Origin of the sequence: Pararhizobium sp., assembly GCF_035497515.1 — a bacterium.
Classification (GTDB): domain Bacteria; phylum Pseudomonadota; class Alphaproteobacteria; order Rhizobiales; family Rhizobiaceae; genus Pararhizobium.
Genome location: NZ_DATJDJ010000038.1, coordinates 1 through 17,950, shown reverse-complemented (window position 1 = coordinate 17,950; position 17,950 = coordinate 1). Strand labels below are relative to the sequence as shown.

The window sequence follows — 17,950 nt, the reverse complement described above, 5'->3', positions numbered from 1 at the left end:
AACGAAAAAGGCGGCCCGAAGACCGCCTTTGTCCAACAATTCCGAAGGAATTGAAACTTATTCTGCTGCCGGCTCGGCTGCTGCTGCAGCGGCTGCTTCTTCAGCGGCCTTGGCTGCTGCGGCTTCTGCTGCTGCCTTTTCGGCGGCCAGAGCCTGGGCTGCTGCGACCTTTTCAGCTTCCAGACGTGCCTTTTCTTCGGCAACGGCGGCCCGCTCGGCGTCGTTCAGCTTGCGGGCGCGAACGCCGGTGTCTTCAACGATACGGGCCGACTTGCCGCGACGATCGCGCAGGTAGTAGAGCTTGGCGCGACGAACCTTGCCGCGGCGAACGATCTCGACGCTCTCGACGAGCGGAGAATAGACCGGGAATACGCGCTCGACGCCTTCGCCGTAGGAGATCTTGCGAACAGTGAAGCTCTCGTTGATGCCGCCGCCCGAACGAGCGATGCAGACGCCTTCATAGGCCTGGACACGGGTACGGGTACCTTCCGTCACGCGGACATTGACGCGAACGGTGTCGCCTGCGGAAAATTCCGGCAGGGTGCGCTTGGCTTCGATCTTGGCAACCTGTTCGGCTTCCAGCTGCTGGATGATGTTCATATGTCTAACCTTCTCAAGTTCTTCTGAAACAGCCAGAGCGCCCAGCCTACCTTTTGGACCGGCCCCATGGGGCGCCGCCAGGTTTTGTTCCTCGTCGAGAAACAGGAGCGAATTCACTATTCTTTGTTTTCAGGTGACGGGATTTTTCCCGAACCGGTCGGGCGAATACACCAAACGACGGTGTTTGTCATCCCCGGGCGGCAAAAAATCGACGTGCCGCAAACCTGCGAGTGATGATTTCCGCGTCTTGCCGCTGATCGCCCCCCGGGCTATGTCCGTCGATACCATCGGGGAGGCCACATGTCCATATCGACCGCCATCATGCTGTTTGTCGCCGGCTTCCTGTCGAGCGCCGTCAACGCCGTGGCAGGCGGCGGCACGTTTCTCACCTTCGGCGCCATGACGCTGGCCGGCCTGCCACCGATCGTCGCCAACGCCACCTCCTCGATCGTGCAGTTTCCGGGCTACGTCACGTCCGCGCTTGCCTATCGCAAGGAGATCAGCGCCGACCGCCGCGAGGCGACCGTGCTTGGCATCCTGTCGCTGGTCGGCGGTCTTGCCGGCGCGCTGATCCTGCTCTCGCTCTCCAATCCGTCCTTCCGGGCGATGGTGCCCTGGCTTTTGATCGCCGCCACCGCGATCTTCGCACTCGGCCCGCTGTTGCGCCCGAAGGCGTCCATGGATGGCGCGCCCGTCGGGCCGCTCGGCATGGTCGGCCAGTTCGTCACCGCCATCTATGGCGGTTTCTTCGGTGCCGGCATGGGCATCATGATGCTCGCCGTATTGGGGCTTTCGACCGGTGGCGACTATCATCGGGTGAACGCGCTGAAGAATTTCCTCGCCATGGTCATCGCCGCCGTCGCCATCGCCGTCTTTGCCAGCGGCAATGTCGTCAGCTGGCTGCATGCCGCCATCATGATCCCCGGCGGGGCGCTGGGCGGCTATGCCGGCGTCTGGCTCGCCCGCCGCGTACCGCAAGCGCTCATCCGCGGCCTCGTGGTTGCGGTTGGGCTGCTGCTGGCGGTTTATTATTTCGTGACGGGGTGAAGGGCCTGTTGCAAAGCGGGGCTAAACCGACCCTTCACCCACACTCCCCCGCCCTCTTCAAGAGAAACGCCCGTTCCCGCTCGTTGCGGCTCAGCGCCGCCGCCTGCTCGAATGCCGCCCGAGCCTCGACCATTCGTCCCGCCCGAAACAGGAAATCGCCCCTGGCGGCCGGCAGGAGCGCATATTTCGCAAGAGCCGCGTCCTCTTCGATCCCGGCCAGCAAAGCCAGCCCGGCATCCGGGCCGAAGGCCATGCTGTGGGCGACGGCGCGGTTGAGGTCGACGACTGGCGACGGCATGATTTGGCGCAGGCGGTCATAGAGGGCGGCGATGCGGGGCCAGTCGGTCTCCTCGGCCTTGCGCGCGCGGGCATGGCAGGCGGCAAGGGCGGCCTGCAGGGCATAGGGACCATTCGCGCCGCCCAGCGCCTCCGCTCTTTCCAGTGCTGCAAGGCCGCGCCGGATCAGCAACTGGTCCCAGCGACCGCGATTCTGTTCGGTCAGTGGAATGGGCGACCCGTCCGGCGCGACACGGGCATGGAACCGAGATGCCTGGATTTCCATCAGCGCCAAAAGACCGAAAACCTCCGGCTCGTCCGGCGTCAGCCGCACGAGGATGCGGCCGAGCCGCTGGGCCTCGGCGCAGAGTGCCGGGCGGATCAGGTCCTCACCGGCGGTGGCGGCATAACCTTCGTTGAAGATGAGATAGATGACTTCAAGCACGGAGGCGAGACGCTGCTGCCGCTCCGCCCCGCGCGGCACTTCATAGGCGAGACCGGCATTTCCAAGTGTCTTCTTGGCGCGCACGATGCGCTGGGCGATGGTCGTCTCGCTGGAGAGAAAGGCCCGCGCGATCTCGTCCGTCGAGAGCCCGCCGATCAGCCTGAGCGTCAGCGCCGCCCGCGCCTCCTGCGACAGGATCGGGTGGCAGGCGGTGAAGATCAGGCTCAAGAGTTCGTCACCGACATCGTCGTCCATGGCCGCCTCGATATCCTCGATACGGGTTACGCCGTCTTCCTCGATCTCCCGGCCGATCTCCGCATGCTTGATCGCCATCATCTTCCTGCGACGGAAGCCGTCGATCGCCCGCCTTTTGGCAGCCGCCATCAGCCACGCGCCGGGATTGCGCGGCACGCCGGATTTCGGCCATTCGGACAAGGCGGTGACCAGCGCGTCCTGCGCCAGCTCTTCGGCCAGCCCGACGTCATGCACCATGCGGGCCAGGCCGGCAATGAGCCTGGCCTGTTCGATCCGGAACACCGTCTCGATCGCATGGTGGACTTCGTCTGGCGCCATGCTCCCAGCTTGGGCGTGGAACACGTCTCGCGTCAAGTCCAGTCGGGATGACTGGTAAGGCCGGAATTTGGCTGTTGAAGCAAGACGATCCTCCACACTCCGTCATACTCGCCCTTGTGTCGGGTATCCAGCGACCCGACGTCCGTCGGGTCAAAAGACTTCTTTCAGCTCAATGACTTGAGCTGGCTGGATTCCTGTGACAGGCACAGGAATGAGGGAGGTCTTAGGAGCGGCTCGCAGCCTTGTCGCGCAGGCGCTGTTCCTGCTCCGCCAGTTCCGGCGTGAACGCTTCGCCGAAATCGGCGGCCTCGAAGACCTGGCGGATTTCGATCTCGCTTGGCCCCAGCATCGGGTTCGGGCAGCGCTTGACCCATTCGACCGCCTCGGCCATGTCCTTGACGTCCCACAGCCAGAAACCGGCGACCAGTTCGCGGGTTTCGGTGAAGGGGCCGTCGATGACGGTACGGCTGGCGCCTTCGAAGGCGATGCGCTTGCCCTTGACCGAGGGATGCAGGCCCTCGCCGGCCATCATGATGCCGGCATTGACCAGTTCCTCGTTATACTTGCCCATGGCTTCCAGAAGCTCGGTCGTCGGCATGACGCCCGCTTCGCTGTCCTCGGTTGCCTTGACCATCACCATGACACGCATCGTCTTGTCTCCTCTGATTGACGGAAGCCAACGGCCTTCCTGATCATACGACGAACGGATGTCAGCGAAATCGACACGGCATCGATTTTTTTCAAAAAAGTTTTGGTCAGGATTGCAAGAGGTCCGGCCGACGCTCGACCGTCAGCCGTCGCGCCTCCGCTTCACGCCATTTGGCGATGTCGCCATGATGGCCGGAGGTGAGGACGGCCGGGATTTCCCGGCCTTCGAAGACCTGCGGCCGCGTGTAATGCGGATGCTCCAAGAGCCCGCCTTCGAAGCTTTCATGCACGCCGGAGAGATCGTTGCCCATCACACCGGGCAGGATGCGGACGATGGCGTCGAGCAGGGTCAGCGCCGCCGGTTCGCCACCGGAGAGGATATAGTCGCCGATCGACACTTCCTCGAGCGCGCGCCCATCGATTACCCGCTGGTCGACACCCTCGAAACGGCCGCAGACGATAATGGCACCGGGACCAGCGGCCAGTTCGCGCACCCTTGTCTGCGTCAGCGGTAGTCCACGCGGGCTCATCAGCAGGCGGGGGCGGTCGTCTCCGGCCGAGGCATGGTCGATCGCCTTGGCCAGGATATCGGCCCTGAGCACCATGCCGGCGCCGCCGCCGGCCGGCGTGTCGTCGACGGTCCGGTGCCTGTCCTTGGCAAAATCGCGGATCTGCAGCGTATCGAGCGACCATTGTCCGCGCTCCAGCGCCTTGCCGGATAGCGAATGGCCAAGATGGCCGGGAAACATGTCCGGATAAAGGGTCAGGATCGTCGCGCGAAACGGCACGGCCTACTTCGCCTTCGGCTTGAACTGACTGGTTGGATCCTCTTGTTTGTCGTCGGTGAGGCCGGCCGCGCGCGCGTCGACCAGAAGCGTACCGGCTTCGAGATCGATTTCCAGCACCGACCATTCGGTGAACGGGATCAGCACCGGGCGCTTGCCGGGGCCTTTCAGCTCGAGCAGGTCGCCGGCGCCGAAATCGAACACGCCGGTCACGGTGCCATAACTCTTGCCGTCGGCATCAAGCGCTTCCAGCCCTTCGAGATCGGCATAGAAGAATTCGTCCTCGTCGAGATCGTCGTCCGGCAGGTTGTCGCGTTCGACGTAAAGCTCAAGGCCGTTCAGAGCCTCGGCGGCGTTGCGGTCGTTGATGCCGCGGAAGCGGACGATGACGACATTCTTGGATTCGCGCACTTCCAGGACTTCGAACGAACGTCCGTCCTGCGCATGAAGATGACCGTAGTCGCCGATCGCCGCCGGCTCTTCCGCGAATGACTTGACGCGAACCTCGCCGCGCAAACCCTGCGCACCGCCGATCGTCCCCATATGGACAGGATTGTTGAGTTTGCTCATCGCCGGCTCGATCTCCAGAGTGTGCCATCCAAATAAACGAAAACGGGCGGCATGGAAACGCCGCCCGTCTTGAAAGATGCAGTGTCGCGCAGCTTATTCGGCAGCAGCAGCAGCGGCGTCTTCGGCCTTCTGCTTGGCTTCGGCGGCGCGCTCCTGGGCCTTCTTGCCCGGCAGGCCCTTGGTCGGGTTGCTGCGGGTTTCGCGGGTTGCGATGCCGGCTTCGTTGAGGAAACGCAGGACGCGGTCGGTCGGCAGGGCGCCGTTCGACAGCCAATGCTGGATGCGCTCGTTGTTCAGTTCAACGCGCTTGGCATCGTCCTTCTTGAGCATCGGGTTCCACGAGCCGACCTTTTCCAGGAAACGGCCATCGCGCGGCGAACGGACGTCGGCGATAACGATCTGGTAGAACGGGCGCTTCTTGGAACCACCGCGGGCGAGACGAATTTTCAGTGCCATGTCATTTACTCCTTGAGAATTTCAACCGCCCGAGGCGGCCTTTTTGTGTATTTTTAAAGCTGCTTCCTTGGGATTGATCTGGTCCGAAAACCGGTACCCACTTTTCGGGATCAATCCTTGAGATCGGCAGCGATGGCTTCATGATGCCGGATGACTTCGTGGATGATGAAGTTCAGGAACTTCTCCGCAAAATCCGGGTCCAGATTGGCATCCTTCGCCAGATGGCGGAGGCGTTCTATCTGGTATTCCTCGCGCGCCGGATCCGCCGGCGGCAAACTGTGTTTGGCTTTCAGCACGCCCACCGCCTGGGTGCAGCGAAACCGTTCGGCCAACATGTGCACGAGCGCCGCGTCGATATTGTCGATCGACTGACGGTAGCCCGAGAGTTCCTGTCTGACTGCTGGATCAACCATAAAGATCCAATCCTCACTTCTTCTTCGGCAGACCGGGTAGGCCCGGGAATCCGCCACCGAGGCCCGGCAGCTTCATGCCGCCGCCGCCCAGACCCGGCAGACCACCGGGCATGCCGCCCTTGCCGAGGCCGGCGGCCTCCGCCTGCTTCTGCAGGGCCTCGAGCTGCTTGGGGTCCATCTTCGACAGGTCGGGCATGCCACCCATACCCCCAAGCCCCCCCATGCCACCAAGGCCCATCTTGCCGGCAAGGCCGCCCATCATCTGCTTCATCATGCCGCCCTTGCCCTTGCCGCCCATCATTTTCATCATGTCGGCCATGGAACGGTGCATTTTCAGCAGTTTATTGATTTCGGCGGCATCCGTGCCGGAACCCGCCGCGATGCGCTTCTTGCGGGAATGCTTGAGAATATCCGGGTTGGCGCGCTCGGCCTTGGTCATCGAGGAGATGATGGCCATCTGGCGGCCGAACATCTTGTCGTCGAGACCGGCAGACGCCATCTTGTCCTTCATGCCGGCCATGCCGGGCATGAGACCCATGATGCCGCCCATGCCGCCCATCTTCTGCATCTGGCCCAGCTGGTCGGCGAGATCGTTGAGGTCGAACTTGCCGGTCTTCATCTTGGCGGCCATGGCCGCCGCCTTTTCGGCGTCGATGTTCTCGGCGGCCTTCTCGACCAGCGAGACGATGTCGCCCATGCCGAGGATACGATCGGCGACGCGGCGCGGATGGAACTCCTCGAGTTCCGACATCTTTTCGCCGACGCCGATCAGCTTGATCGGCTTGCCGGTGACGGCGCGCATCGACAGGGCAGCACCGCCACGGCCATCGCCGTCCATGCGGGTCAGCACGAGGCCGGTGATACCGACGCGTTCATCGAAGTTGCGCGCCAGGTTGACGGCGTCCTGCCCGGTCAGCGCGTCGGCGACCAGCAGGATTTCATGCGGGTTCGAACGCCGCTTGATCTCGGCCATCTCGATCATCAGCGGCTCGTCGATATGGGTACGGCCGGCGGTGTCGAGGATGACGATGTCATGGCCGCCCAGCTTGGCAGCCTGCACGGCACGCGCCGCGATATCGGTCGGCGATTGCCCGGCGATGACCGGCAGCGTATCGACGCCGGTCTGGACGCCCAATTGGCGAAGCTGCTCCTGCGCTGCCGGACGGCGCGTGTCGAGCGACGCCATCAGGACCTTCTTCTTGTCCCGCGTCTTCAGGCGAAGGGCGATCTTGCCGGTCGTCGTCGTCTTGCCCGAACCCTGCAGACCGACCATCATGATGACAACGGGGGCGGCGGCATTGAGATCGACCGGCACGCCTTCCGAGCCGAGCATGGCGATCAATTCGTCATGGACGATCTTGACGACCATCTGGCCGGGCTTGATCGACTTCAGGATTTCGGCGCCGACGGCCTTTTCGCGCACCTTGTCGGTGAAGGAACGGACGACTTCCAGCGCGACGTCGGCTTCCAGGAGCGCACGGCGAACCTCGCGCAGGGCAGCCGCAACATCGGCTTCCGACAGCGCGCCACGGCCGGTCAATCCATTCAGGATTGACCCAAGGCGGTCCTGGAGACTTTCAAACATCGCTTCATCCTTGTCGTTTCATGGCTTCTTGTTCTGCGCCTGTCTTTCTCGGCTTCGCCTCGAAAGGGACATGCGCGGATGCCCGAAACGTTGTGCTTTTCCTTGACGAAAACAAGACGCAAAGCCAAAAAGCACCCGAGGGCGCAACGCGCTGTCGGGTGTTGACCTCCGGGATCTCCGCGAGGGGTCCGGGTCGGCGGCTACAAGTCTTGTTCTTGTCGCAGATTGCGGGCGGTAAACACGATATGGCCGGGAAAGTCAAGGATCGCGGCTGATTTTGCGGCACTCGCGGCCGGATGCCCTTACAAAGACTGGTAATGCACACCAGATCACCTCGACAGCTTCCATCGATCGGTTCCCCATGACACTGACCCCACCCAGCCGCAAACCGCGCAACCCCTATTACACCGGCTCTGTCTCCGATCATTTCGACGGCACATATTTCTTCAATCCCGGCGGTGTCGTTCCGGCCGGCTTTCGCGATCTCATGCGCTGGCAGTTCGGTGGCGGCCGGGTCGCCTGGCCGAAGCGGGCGCCGAGCCCGTTTCCAGCCGCGAAGCCCGACGACCGTGTCGATGGCGAAGGCCTGCGCGTCACCATGGTCGGCCATGCCTCGCTGCTGATCCAGGTCGCCGGCCTCAATATCCTCACCGACCCCGTCTGGTCGCCGCGCACCAGCCCGTTTTCCTTTGCCGGGCCGAAACGCGTGGTCGGACCGGGCATCGCCTTCGACGACCTGCCGCCGATCGATATCGTGCTCGTCACCCACAATCACTACGACCATCTCGACTTGAGGACGTTGAAACGGCTGCACGAGGAGCATGGTCCCCACATCGTCACCCCACTCGGCAACGACACGATCATCCACCGCGCCATCGCCGAGGCCAAGATTTCCGACATGGACTGGGGTGAGCAGATTGCCTTCTGGGATGACGTCACCATCGACTGCGAGCCCTGCCATCACTGGTCAGCACGCGGCACGCGAGACCGGCGCATGGCGCTCTGGTCCGCCTTCGTCATCACCACGCCTGCCGGCAAGATCTACCATATCGGCGATACCGGCTTTCACGATGGCGTCAACTACCGCACCGTGGCCGAAAAACACGGCGGCTTCCGCCTCGCCAACCTGCCGATCGGCGCCTATGAGCCGCGCTGGTTCATGAAGGGGCAGCACCAGAACCCCGAAGAGGCGGTCAAGGGCATGCGGCTCTGCAACGCGGCTTATGTCGCCGGCCACCATTTCGCGACGGTGCAGCTCACCAACGAGGGCATCGAGGATCCCGTCCGGGCACTGGCGGTGGCATTGAAAGAGGACGGCGTCGATCCCGACCGGTTTCACGCACTCAGGGCCGGCGAGGTTTTCGACGTGCCAGTGGTTTCGCCGGTTACCTAATCACGCGAAGCAAGACACGGATCGAGAACCGCATGTTTCCGATCCTGCACTTGCAGCGCGCCCGCCAGAACCACCTGGTCGCCGACCTTCATGCCATTGTCCGAATAGGTGACGCACATGACACGAATGTCGGTGTCCGGACAGACCGCGAGATACCAGAGGACCTTGTCGGTGTGAACAAGGGTCAGCGGTCCGGAAATCCAGAGATCGACCCGGTCGCGCGAGGGCTTGAAGCCATCCAGAGTCTTGCCGATGGTCTCGCAGGTCGCGATTTCGGGCGGCGTCCCTTCGGGCCCGACAAGTCCCGGCCGGCCGGGATAGAGATCGTCCTGCGAAAAAGCCGGGCTGCCGAGCGCCGACACGGCGGCAGCCGCGACAAGGGCAATCACAGCACGGCGGCGCCCCGCCTGCTCAAATCGATCATTCATCTATGATTCTCTTCCCAGAAAACTGTTCCGCTCGCGTCTCTAGGAAACCAAAGTGGCAAGATTATTCCGCAGCTCTTGACGGCCGAGCATCAACGACGCCGCATTCTCCCTCGTCCCCAGCGAGGAGACGTGCGCCCCTCACCCCTCCGGAAACTCCCGATACTGCGTCAGATCGTCAGTAATCTCGTACCGGGGCGCCTTGGAGCCGACGAAAAATGGGCCGTCGGGCGGATCGTCGGCGCATCCACAAGTCTCCCCATCGGGACATGGTCATAGGCCCCGTCCCTCACCACCGAATGGACCAGTGCCCCGCAATGACCACCGCTGGGCAGAAGAGGAACCCCCTCCGATGCGAGATCACCCCCACTGGTAATTTCCCCCCGTTTCCGCCATATACAGCGCACAAACGATGGAATGGACGTCATGAGCAACACGGTCGAATTCGCTGTCATGAACGGGCTTGGCAACAAGATCCTGGTCGTCGACATGCGCGGTCGTGCCGACAAGGTGACGCAGCAGGCCGCGATTGCGCTGAATGCGCATCCCGACACCGCCTTCGACCAGATCATGGCGATCCACGATCCGAAGACCGAGCGCACCGACGCCTGGATCGACATCCTCAACTGCGACGGCACCAAGGCGCAGGCCTGCGGCAATGGCACGCGCTGCGTCGTGCAGGCGCTGGCCGCCGAAACCGGCAGACGAACCTTCACCTTCCAGACCGTCGCCGGTATCTTGAATGCCCAGGAACATGCGGACGGGACGATCTCCGTCGATATGGGCATGCCGGTCTTTGCCTGGGACAAGATCCCGCTTTCGGAAGAGTTTTACGATACCAGCCGGATCGAACTGCAGATCGGTCCGATCGATGCGCCGATCCTGCATTCGCCCTCGGTCATGTCGATGGGCAATCCGCATGCGATCTTCTGGGTCGACCGCGACGTCATGTCGTTCGACCTCGAACGTTTCGGACCGCTTCTCGAAAACCATCCGATGTTTCCCGAGCGCGCCAATATCACGTTGGCTGAGGTCACTTCGCCGTCATCGCTGCGGACCCGCACCTGGGAACGCGGCGCCGGCCTGACGCTCGCCTGCGGCTCGGCCGCCTGCGCCGCCGCCGTTTCGGCCGCCCGCACCGGAAGGACCGGCCGCACCGTGACCATCGATGTCGCCAGCGCCACCCCGCCCGGCATCCTCACCGTCGAATGGCGCGAGCGTGACGATCATGTCGTCATGACCGGGCCCGCCGAATGGGAATGGTCCGGCATGGTTGATCCGGCAACCGGCCTCTGGTCACGCGACCCCGACAGCCAGCAGGCGGGAAGCGCCGCGCTTTGAGCGGCGTCGATGTCATAACCTTCGGCTGTCGCCTCAACACTTACGAATCCGAAGTGATGCGGGGAGAAGCCGAAAAGGCGGGGCTGAACAACGCCATTCTCGTCAACACCTGCGCTGTCACGGCGGAGGCCGTGCGCCAGGCCCGCCAGGCGATCCGCCGTGCGCGGCGCGACAATCCCCATGCCCGCATCATCGTCGCCGGCTGCGCCGCGCAGACGGAAAAGCAGGCCTTTGCCGAGATGCCCGAGGTCGATGCCGTGCTCGGCAACGAGGAAAAGCTGAAAAGCGCCTCCTACCGATCCCTGCCGGATTTCGGTGTTTCGGCCGAGGAAAAACTGCGCGTCAACGACATCATGAGCGTGCGCGAAACAGCGCCGCAGATGGTCAAGCTGATCGAGGGCCATGTGCGCGCCTTCATCCAGGTGCAGAACGGCTGCGACCACCGCTGCACCTTCTGCATCATTCCCTATGGCCGCGGCAATTCGCGCTCGGTGCCGATGGGCGCCGTCATCGACCAGGCCCGCAAACTGGCCGAAGGCGGCTATCGCGAGATCGTGCTGACCGGCGTCGATGCGACCAGCTATGGCGCCGACCTGCCCGGCATGCCGACGCTCGGCCTCCTGGCCAAGACCTTGCTGAAGCAGGTCCCCGAAATCCGGCGCCTGCGCCTCTCGTCGATCGACAGCATCGAGGCGGACAGTCACCTGATGGACCTGATTGCCGACGAGCCGCGCTTCATGCCGCATCTGCACCTGTCGTTGCAGCATGGCGACGACATGATCCTGAAGCGGATGAAGCGCCGGCATTCGCGCGCCGATGCGCTGGCCTTTATCGCGGATGTCCGCAGGCTCCGGCCGGACACGAGCTTCGGCGCCGATATGATCGCCGGTTTTCCGACCGAGACCGAGGATATGTTCGCCAACGCGATGAGCCTCGCCGAAGAAGCCAACATCGCCCATCTGCACGTCTTTCCCTATTCGCCGCGCGAGGGAACGCCGGCTGCCCGCATGCCGCAGATCGACCGGGCACTGGTGAAGGAGCGCGCCGCCCGGCTGCGCGCCACTGGACTTCGGCTGCACAAGACCCATCTTGACAGCATGATCGGAACCCAGCAAAGCCTGCTGGTCGAGAACAATGGCTTGGCGCACACGGAAAACTTCACGCTCGCCGCAGTCCCCGGACTCAAGCCAGGCGATATGATCGAAGCCGTCATCACCGGCCACGACGGCAGGCATCTCACTCTTCAACTGACGGCCGCCAGAGCGGCCTGACTTTTACGGATACCCAATGGCGCTGAGCTTTCTGAAAAAGGTCTTCACCTTCGGCAAGGACAAGCCGGTGGAAGACGCGCCCGCGGCCGATACGGCTGCCGAACAGGCTGCGGCCGCATTCAGCCCCGAGGAAAACCGGGCGATCGACGCCGAACTCGAGCCGCATTCGCGTACCGAAGACTTGCCGCTCGCCACCGACCCTGTCCTGCCGCAGGAAATGGAAACCGCCGGCGGCCCCGCCGCCGATACGGCCGACACGCTGGAATTCGAGACGGAAGCGGCCGACGGCGAGGACGAGGCCGCCGCCATCCTGCCCGCCGTCGAAGAGACCGGCGATATCGGCTTGGTGCCACTGTCGCTGCTGGAAGCGGAAGCAGCTGCTGAAAGCGAAACGTCCGAGGCGGTCGAAGCTGCGATACCCCCCTCTGTCCCTTCGGGACATCTCCCCCAAAAGGGGGGAGATCAGGTGGAGGCTGACGTCGCTTCAACGCAAACTGACACAATTGATGAAGCGCAGGAACCTTCCGCGAGTCTAATCTCCCCCCTTGAGAGGGAGATGCCCGACAGCGCAGAGGGGGGTAAGCCTGCCTTCGTCGCGGAAGCCAATGAAGAGCTCCCGGCAAAGACAGAACCAGAGACGACGGCCGAAATTGCCCTCCCCAAGGGCTTCGCCACCGGCCGCGCCGCGCCAGAGCCGCAGCCGGAAACGCCGAGGCAGAAACTCACCTGGTTCCAGCGCCTGCGCCAGGGCCTGTCGCGCACCTCGTCGCAGCTCACCGGCCAGATCACCGCGCTCTTCACCAAGCGCAAACTGGACGACGAGACGCTGCAGGATCTGGAAGACCTGCTGATCCAGGCCGATCTCGGCGTCGAGACGGCATTGCGCGTCACCGACACGCTGGCCTCCGAACGCTACGGCAAGGACGTGACCGGCGAGGACGTGACCCGCATCATGGCCGCCGAGATCACCAAGGTTCTGGCGCCTGTCGCCAAGCCGCTGCAGCTCGATCTTTCCCACAAGCCGCATGTCATCCTCGTCGTCGGCGTCAACGGCACCGGCAAGACGACCACGATCGGCAAACTTGCGGCAAAACTGTCAGGCGCCGGCCTCAAGGTCATGCTCGCTGCCGGCGACACGTTTCGCGCAGCCGCTATCGAACAACTGAAAATCTGGGCCGAGCGGACGAAATCCGACATCGTTTCTTCGAAGCTCGGCGCCGATGCGGCAGGCCTCGCCTATGAAGCTTTCGAGCAGGCCCGCCTGAAGAAGGCCGATGTGCTGATCATCGACACCGCCGGTCGCCTGCAGAACCGCACCGAACTGATGGCCGAACTGGAAAAGATCGTGCGCGTGCTGGGCAAGCTCGATCCCGATGCGCCGCACACCGTGCTGCAGACGCTGGACGCCACCACCGGCCAGAACGCGCTGAACCAGGTGGAAATCTTCCGCAACGTCGCTGGCGTCAACGGCCTGATCATGACCAAGCTCGACGGCACGGCGCGCGGCGGCATCCTTGTCGCGATATCGGCCAAGCACAAGCTGCCGGTCTATTTCATCGGCGTCGGCGAGGGGGTCGACGACCTTGAGCCGTTCGAGGCCAAGGACTTCGCCGAGGCCATTGCCGGAATTGCCCATTGACCCCCGTAGTTTTGCCTTTTTGCTGATGTTATAGAGGCGGAAGGGTTGTCAACACTCCCCGTCATCCTCGCCCTTGTGGCGGGGATCCAGTGCGGCGCGTCCGCGCCGCGAGAGACTCTCTTTGACGCGGCAGACGCCGCGTCGCTGGATTCCTGTGACGGGCACAGGAATGACGGCGTAGTTGGCCACACGAAAACATTGGTGCAAGGCACTTTAGGGACGACAGCATGTCATCGATCGAGGCGGCCAAGCCGCGCAAGGAAATCAGCCCGCTGCTCAAGATGGTGCTGGAACTCGGGCCGCTGGTGGTCTTCTTCTTCGCCAATTCGCGCGGCGAATGGCTGGGTCGGCATTTTCCGGCACTGACCGAACTTGGCGGCCCGATCTTCATCGCCACCGGCCTGTTCATGGCGGCGACCGCGATCGCGCTGACGGCCTCCTGGCTTCTCACCCGCACCTTGCCGATGATGCCGCTGATCTCCGGCGTCGTCGTCTTCGTCATGGGCGCCTTCACGCTCTATTTGCAGAACGACACGTTCATCAAGATCAAGCCGACCATCATCAACACGCTGTTCGGCGTCATCCTGCTCGGTGGCCTGCTGTTCGGAAAATCGCTGCTCGGCTATGTCTTCCATACCGCCTTCAAGCTGGACGAGGACGGCTGGCGCAAGCTGACCATCCGCTGGGGTATCTTCTTCCTGTTCCTCGCGGTGCTGAACGAAGTCGTCTGGCGCAATTTCTCGACCGATTTCTGGGTCGCGTTCAAGGTCTGGGGCACGATGCCGATCACCATTCTGTTCACGCTGTCGCAGATGCCGGTGATCATGAAACATTCGCTGGAACAGGACACGCCCGCGTGACGACACTGATCCCGGCGGAAAATCGCGCGCCTCGCGCAACGACGATCTGGCTGATCGCCTGCGCCGCCGTCGTGCTGGCGCAGATCATCGCCGAATACTGGGCCGGCCGCACGCCGATCTGCACCTGCGGTTATATCAAGCTGTTCGAACCTTTGGTGAACAGTCCCGGCAATTCCCAGCACCTGGCCGACTGGTACACGCCGTCGCACATCATCCACGGCTTCCTGTTCTATGGCCTTGCCCATTTGACGATGCGGCGCAAGCCGCTGGCGGCCAAGCTTTTTCTGGCACTGGTCATCGAATCCGGTTGGGAAATCCTTGAGAACTCGCCCATCATTATCGACCGCTACCGCACCGCGACGATCTCGCTCGACTATTACGGCGACAGCATCCTCAATTCGATGATGGATACGGTCTTCATGGCGCTCGGCTTCCTCTTCGCCGCCCGCGCACCGGTCGTCGTCACCGTCGTCATCGCCATCTTTTTCGAACTTTTCACCGGCTGGCTGATCCGCGACAACCTGACGTTGAATGTGCTGATGCTGGTCTATCCGCTGGATGCAGTGAAAGCCTGGCAGGGCAATCTCTGATCCCTCCTCGTGGGATCAGGAAACCCGAACGGTAATCGTATCGACGCCATCCACGTGCCCGACCATTTCGTCGCCCTTGACGACGCGCCGACGCCGGCGGGCGTGCCGGAGAAGATCACGTCGCCAGCCTTCAGTTCGAACAGGCGCGAGAGATAGGCCACCATTTCCGGCACTTTCCAGAGCATCTGGTTGAGATCGCCGCTCTGGCGCAGCTCGCCATTGACCTTCAGCCAGATGGCACCAGCGGCCGGATGTCCCACCTCTGATACCGGATGCAGGACGCTGCAGGGCGCCGATGCCTCGAAAGCCTTGGCCGTTTCCCAGGGACGTCCGGCCTTCTTGGCCTCGGCCTGCAGGTCGCGGCGGGTCATGTCGAGACCGACGGCATAGCCGAAGACATGGTCGAGCGCGCTTTCGACGGGAATGTCGATGCCGCCCTTGCCGAGCGCGACGATCAGTTCGATCTCGTGATGCACGTCGCTACTTGCGCTGGGATAGGGGAAATCACGTCCCGGAGGCACCAGCGTATCCGGGTTCTTCTGGAAGAAGAACGGCGGCTCCTTGTTGGGATCGTGCCCCATCTCGATGGCGTGATCGGCGAAGTTGCGGCCGACACAATAGATGCGGTGAACCGGAAAGAGTGCATCCGTCCCGGCGACCGGCATGGTCGGGGTCGGCTCGGGCGCGAAGACATAGGCGGTATTGTGGGTGATCTGGTTCATTCTCGCATTCTTTTCTCGGCCATCCTTCCAAGGCGGAACTCAGGCCTTCGGTTGTGTCCGGCCTCAGTTGGTGACGGCCATGGCCTTTTCGATTGCAGGGTAAAGGCCGTTTTTCAGGCTGCGGTCGTCGAACGGCCCGACGCGCTTGTAGACGATGGTGCCGCTCGCATCGACGAGATAGGATTCCGGAATGCCATAGACGCCCCAGTCGATCGCCGCCTTGCCGCGCGGATCGACGCCGATGGCGGAAAAGGGATTGCCGAGTTCGCCGAGGAAGCGCAACGCGTTCTCCGTCTTGTCCTTGTAGTTGATGCCGACCACCGTCAGACGAGGATCCTTGGACAGTTGGAGGATGAGCGGGTTTTCCTCGCGGCAGGGCACGCACCAGGACGCCCAGACATTGACCAATGTCAGCTTGCCCTTGATGGCGGCATCGGTAAGCGGCGGCATGGCGGCGCCGTTGAATGTCGCGCCCTCGAGCGGCGGCATGGCAAGCGCCGGCGCCTTGGTGCCGATCAGGGCGGAGGGGATTTCGCTGATATTGCGGCCCGAACCCAGCTGGCTCCAGAAGATCGCCGCAAGCGCCGCGAAGATGACGAGCGGCAGCGCCGCAAGGATGAACCGCACCTTGCCCGGGCGGGCGCGCTCCGGCTCAACCGGCGTTTCCATACTCATTGTGCATCTCCGGATGGCGCCGAGCGGCGGCGGATGCCGGCTGATTCGAGCGCCTGCAATTCACGGCGGCGCGACCGGCCATCGACCAGCACCCAGAGGATAAGGGAAAGCACGGTCACCGCGGCAATGCCGTAGCTGACAAGGACATAGGCCGTATGGGTCATCATGGCGTCAGGCCTCCCGGCCGGCGCTGCGGGCCGCCTGCCGGCGCATCGAGGTCACCCGGCGACGCCAGATCTCGTTGCGCATGGCGGCGATATGCAGGGTGAAGAACAGAAGCGTGAAGGCGATCGCCATCACTAGGAGCGGCCACAGAAATTCCGGATCGATCGTCGGGCCATCCAGCCGCATGACGCTGGCCGGCTGGTGCAGCGTGTTCCACCATTCGACGGAAAACTTGATGATCGGGATATTGACGAAACCGACAAGGATCAGCACGGCCGAAACCTTGGCCGCCCTGGCCGGCTCGTCGATCGCCCGGTTGAGCGCAATCAGCCCGAGATACATCAGGAAGAGGACGAAGACCGAGGTCAACCGCGCATCCCAGACCCACCAGGTGCCCCACATCGGTTTGCCCCAGAGCGAACCGGTGACCAGAGCCAGGAACGTAAACGCAGCACCGATAGGTGCCGCAGCGCGGGCGGAAACGTCGGCCAGCGGATGGCGCCAGACCAGCGTGCCGAGCGCCGAGATCGCCATCACCGTGTAACACATCATCGACAGCCAGGCGGACGGCACATGCACATACATGATGCGCACCGTTTCGCCCTGCTGATAATCGCCCTCCGTGGTGAAGGAGAGATAGAGGCCGACGGCAAACAGCAGCGCCGTTACCCCGGCAAACCATGGCAGGACACGTCCGGCCAAGGCCAGGAACCGGGTGGGATTGGCAAGATCGCTGAACTTGCGGATGGCCAGACTGTTTTCGCTCATGATGGTTCTTTAACGCGTGGCGCCATTGGCTTCAACGTCCACATTTCGTCTGCGGCCCTTGGTCACTCATGAAAAAGTTGTGAATGACAAATTCACAACCAAAAACACCCTTTCAGATTGCACGATATATGATTGTATTAGCGAGTTATTAACCCATAATAATACTGAGAGGGCAAAATTCCATGAGGCGATTGTTCATTCTATTTCCACTTTTGCTGACCGCAAGCTGCACAATCACAGAAGACGATTTTCCAGCAACACTTGAATCCATGAATAGCTCATTGGCCTCAGATAGGGCAGCCGAAGTCCGGATGATCACCGACATACAAGACGCCGATCGGCGCCTGCTTTTTCTATCGGCCGGAGAGTATAGTTGCGGTGATCCGCAAGATACGCGCCTGAAAGAATTGGTGAGGTCCGAATTTCCCGACACTTATGTCAATAAGCACTACAACACAGCATGGAATGAAAGCATCGCCTTCATCAGCACATATGCCGACTTCCTGGATAATTTCGCCAAAACCAACGCCGCGAGCCAGGCGAAGTTAACCGCCGTCAACGAGGCCGCCGACTCTCTCGCTGCGATCATACCGGCCGCCGCGCCGTTGGCGACGTTGGCGAAGCCGGCGGTCACGACCGCAGGCGCTTTCCAAGGCGCGGTTGCTGCGGCTCAGGTCCGCAACGAAGCCGCCCGGTTGAGTAC

The 17,950-nt window shown here is 62.6% G+C and carries 20 protein-coding genes and 2 pseudogenes; 8 read left to right on the top strand and 14 right to left on the bottom strand.

Going from position 1 to position 17,950, the window contains the following annotated elements; all coding sequences use genetic code 11:
- Nucleotides 1–57: 57 nt before the first annotated feature.
- On the bottom strand, nucleotides 58–600 hold the full coding sequence (gene rplS / locus VL202_RS03670; protein WP_325462813.1) for a 50S ribosomal protein L19: 543 nt from the start codon (nucleotides 598–600) through the stop codon (nucleotides 58–60).
- Nucleotides 601–900: 300 nt separating this feature from the next.
- Between rplS and VL202_RS03665 the strand changes: the two genes are divergently transcribed.
- Nucleotides 901–1,647, top strand: coding sequence for a sulfite exporter TauE/SafE family protein (locus VL202_RS03665; protein ID WP_325462812.1), 747 nt, complete (start codon nucleotides 901–903; stop codon nucleotides 1,645–1,647).
- A gap of 34 nt (nucleotides 1,648–1,681) precedes the next feature.
- On the opposite strand, the gene VL202_RS03660 is transcribed toward VL202_RS03665, so the two are convergent.
- The 7 genes from VL202_RS03660 to ffh form a co-directional block, all read right to left on the bottom strand.
- Nucleotides 1,682–2,941, bottom strand: coding sequence for an RNA polymerase sigma factor (locus tag VL202_RS03660; protein WP_325462811.1), 1,260 nt, complete (start codon nucleotides 2,939–2,941; stop codon nucleotides 1,682–1,684).
- A 223-nt stretch (nucleotides 2,942–3,164) separates the two neighbouring features.
- Nucleotides 3,165–3,590: a YciI family protein gene (locus VL202_RS03655; RefSeq protein ID WP_325462810.1), complete on the bottom strand. Its 426-nt coding sequence runs from the start codon at nucleotides 3,588–3,590 to the stop codon at nucleotides 3,165–3,167.
- Nucleotides 3,591–3,696: 106 nt separating this feature from the next.
- Nucleotides 3,697–4,377 carry a tRNA (guanosine(37)-N1)-methyltransferase TrmD gene (gene trmD / locus VL202_RS03650; RefSeq protein WP_325462809.1) on the bottom strand — a complete coding sequence of 227 codons (681 nt, stop codon included), beginning with the start codon at nucleotides 4,375–4,377 and terminating at the stop codon, nucleotides 3,697–3,699.
- Between the two features lie 3 nt (nucleotides 4,378–4,380).
- Entirely contained in the window at nucleotides 4,381–4,944 is a 564-nt protein-coding gene (gene rimM / locus VL202_RS03645) for a ribosome maturation factor RimM (RefSeq protein ID WP_325462808.1), read from the bottom strand.
- Nucleotides 4,945–5,037: 93 nt separating this feature from the next.
- Entirely contained in the window at nucleotides 5,038–5,400 is a 363-nt protein-coding gene (gene rpsP / locus VL202_RS03640) for a 30S ribosomal protein S16 (protein ID WP_325462807.1), read from the bottom strand.
- Between the two features lie 110 nt (nucleotides 5,401–5,510).
- On the bottom strand, nucleotides 5,511–5,813 hold the full coding sequence (locus VL202_RS03635; protein ID WP_325462806.1) for a chorismate mutase: 303 nt from the start codon (nucleotides 5,811–5,813) through the stop codon (nucleotides 5,511–5,513).
- A 13-nt stretch (nucleotides 5,814–5,826) separates the two neighbouring features.
- Nucleotides 5,827–7,398, bottom strand: a complete 1,572-nt coding sequence (gene ffh, locus VL202_RS03630; protein ID WP_325462805.1) for a signal recognition particle protein — start codon at nucleotides 7,396–7,398, stop codon at nucleotides 5,827–5,829.
- 361 nt (nucleotides 7,399–7,759) lie between these two features.
- Between ffh and VL202_RS03625 the strand changes: the two genes are divergently transcribed.
- The gene (locus VL202_RS03625) at nucleotides 7,760–8,791 is read left to right on the top strand and encodes an MBL fold metallo-hydrolase (protein ID WP_325462804.1); all 1,032 of its coding nucleotides are present in this window, start codon (nucleotides 7,760–7,762) and stop codon (nucleotides 8,789–8,791) included.
- Here the strand turns inward: VL202_RS03625 and VL202_RS03620 are convergent.
- The gene (locus VL202_RS03620; RefSeq protein ID WP_325462803.1) at nucleotides 8,788–9,219 is read right to left on the bottom strand and encodes a hypothetical protein; all 432 of its coding nucleotides are present in this window, start codon (nucleotides 9,217–9,219) and stop codon (nucleotides 8,788–8,790) included. The genes VL202_RS03625 and VL202_RS03620 overlap by 4 nt on opposite strands.
- A 138-nt stretch (nucleotides 9,220–9,357) precedes the next feature.
- A pseudogene (locus VL202_RS03615) lies at nucleotides 9,358–9,533 on the bottom strand (GFA family protein); the annotation flags it as partial.
- A 109-nt stretch (nucleotides 9,534–9,642) separates the two neighbouring features.
- Between VL202_RS03615 and dapF the strand changes: the two are divergent.
- The 5 genes from dapF to VL202_RS03590 all read left to right on the top strand — a co-directional run bounded on the left by dapF (nucleotide 9,643) and on the right by VL202_RS03590 (nucleotide 14,917).
- Nucleotides 9,643–10,557, top strand: coding sequence for a diaminopimelate epimerase (gene dapF, locus VL202_RS03610; RefSeq protein ID WP_325462802.1), 915 nt, complete (start codon nucleotides 9,643–9,645; stop codon nucleotides 10,555–10,557).
- Nucleotides 10,554–11,828 (top strand): tRNA (N(6)-L-threonylcarbamoyladenosine(37)-C(2))-methylthiotransferase MtaB, encoded by a 1,275-nt coding sequence (mtaB, locus tag VL202_RS03605; protein WP_325462801.1) that lies wholly within the window; start codon nucleotides 10,554–10,556, stop codon nucleotides 11,826–11,828. Before dapF ends, mtaB begins: the two co-directional genes overlap by 4 nt.
- 16 nt (nucleotides 11,829–11,844) lie before the next feature.
- Nucleotides 11,845–13,467 carry a signal recognition particle-docking protein FtsY gene (gene ftsY / locus VL202_RS03600; protein WP_325462800.1) on the top strand — a complete coding sequence of 541 codons (1,623 nt, stop codon included), beginning with the start codon at nucleotides 11,845–11,847 and terminating at the stop codon, nucleotides 13,465–13,467.
- Nucleotides 13,468–13,694: 227 nt separating this feature from the next.
- The gene (locus tag VL202_RS03595) at nucleotides 13,695–14,327 is read left to right on the top strand and encodes a septation protein A (protein WP_325462799.1); all 633 of its coding nucleotides are present in this window, start codon (nucleotides 13,695–13,697) and stop codon (nucleotides 14,325–14,327) included.
- Between the two features lie 5 nt (nucleotides 14,328–14,332).
- Nucleotides 14,333–14,917: a DUF2585 domain-containing protein gene (locus tag VL202_RS03590; RefSeq protein ID WP_325462877.1), complete on the top strand. Its 585-nt coding sequence runs from the start codon at nucleotides 14,333–14,335 to the stop codon at nucleotides 14,915–14,917.
- 15 nt (nucleotides 14,918–14,932) lie between these two features.
- Here VL202_RS03590 and VL202_RS03585 read toward each other — a convergent pair.
- The 4 genes and pseudogenes from VL202_RS03585 to VL202_RS03570 all read right to left on the bottom strand — a co-directional run bounded on the left by VL202_RS03585 (nucleotide 14,933) and on the right by VL202_RS03570 (nucleotide 17,247).
- Nucleotides 14,933–15,639 (bottom strand): annotated as a pseudogene (locus tag VL202_RS03585) (fumarylacetoacetate hydrolase family protein).
- Between the two features lie 63 nt (nucleotides 15,640–15,702).
- A complete protein-coding gene (locus VL202_RS03580) occupies nucleotides 15,703–16,308 on the bottom strand; it encodes a DsbE family thiol:disulfide interchange protein (RefSeq protein WP_414692799.1) in 606 nt (201 codons plus the stop codon).
- A 2-nt stretch (nucleotides 16,309–16,310) separates the two neighbouring features.
- Nucleotides 16,311–16,481: a heme exporter protein CcmD gene (gene ccmD, locus VL202_RS03575; RefSeq protein ID WP_325462797.1), complete on the bottom strand. Its 171-nt coding sequence runs from the start codon at nucleotides 16,479–16,481 to the stop codon at nucleotides 16,311–16,313.
- Nucleotides 16,482–16,485: 4 nt separating this feature from the next.
- The gene (locus VL202_RS03570; protein ID WP_325462796.1) at nucleotides 16,486–17,247 is read right to left on the bottom strand and encodes a heme ABC transporter permease; all 762 of its coding nucleotides are present in this window, start codon (nucleotides 17,245–17,247) and stop codon (nucleotides 16,486–16,488) included.
- Between the two features lie 311 nt (nucleotides 17,248–17,558).
- On the opposite strand from VL202_RS03570, the gene VL202_RS03565 reads away from it, so the two are divergent.
- On the top strand, nucleotides 17,559–17,950 hold a 392-nt coding region (locus VL202_RS03565; RefSeq protein ID WP_325462795.1), incomplete at its 3' end, for a hypothetical protein.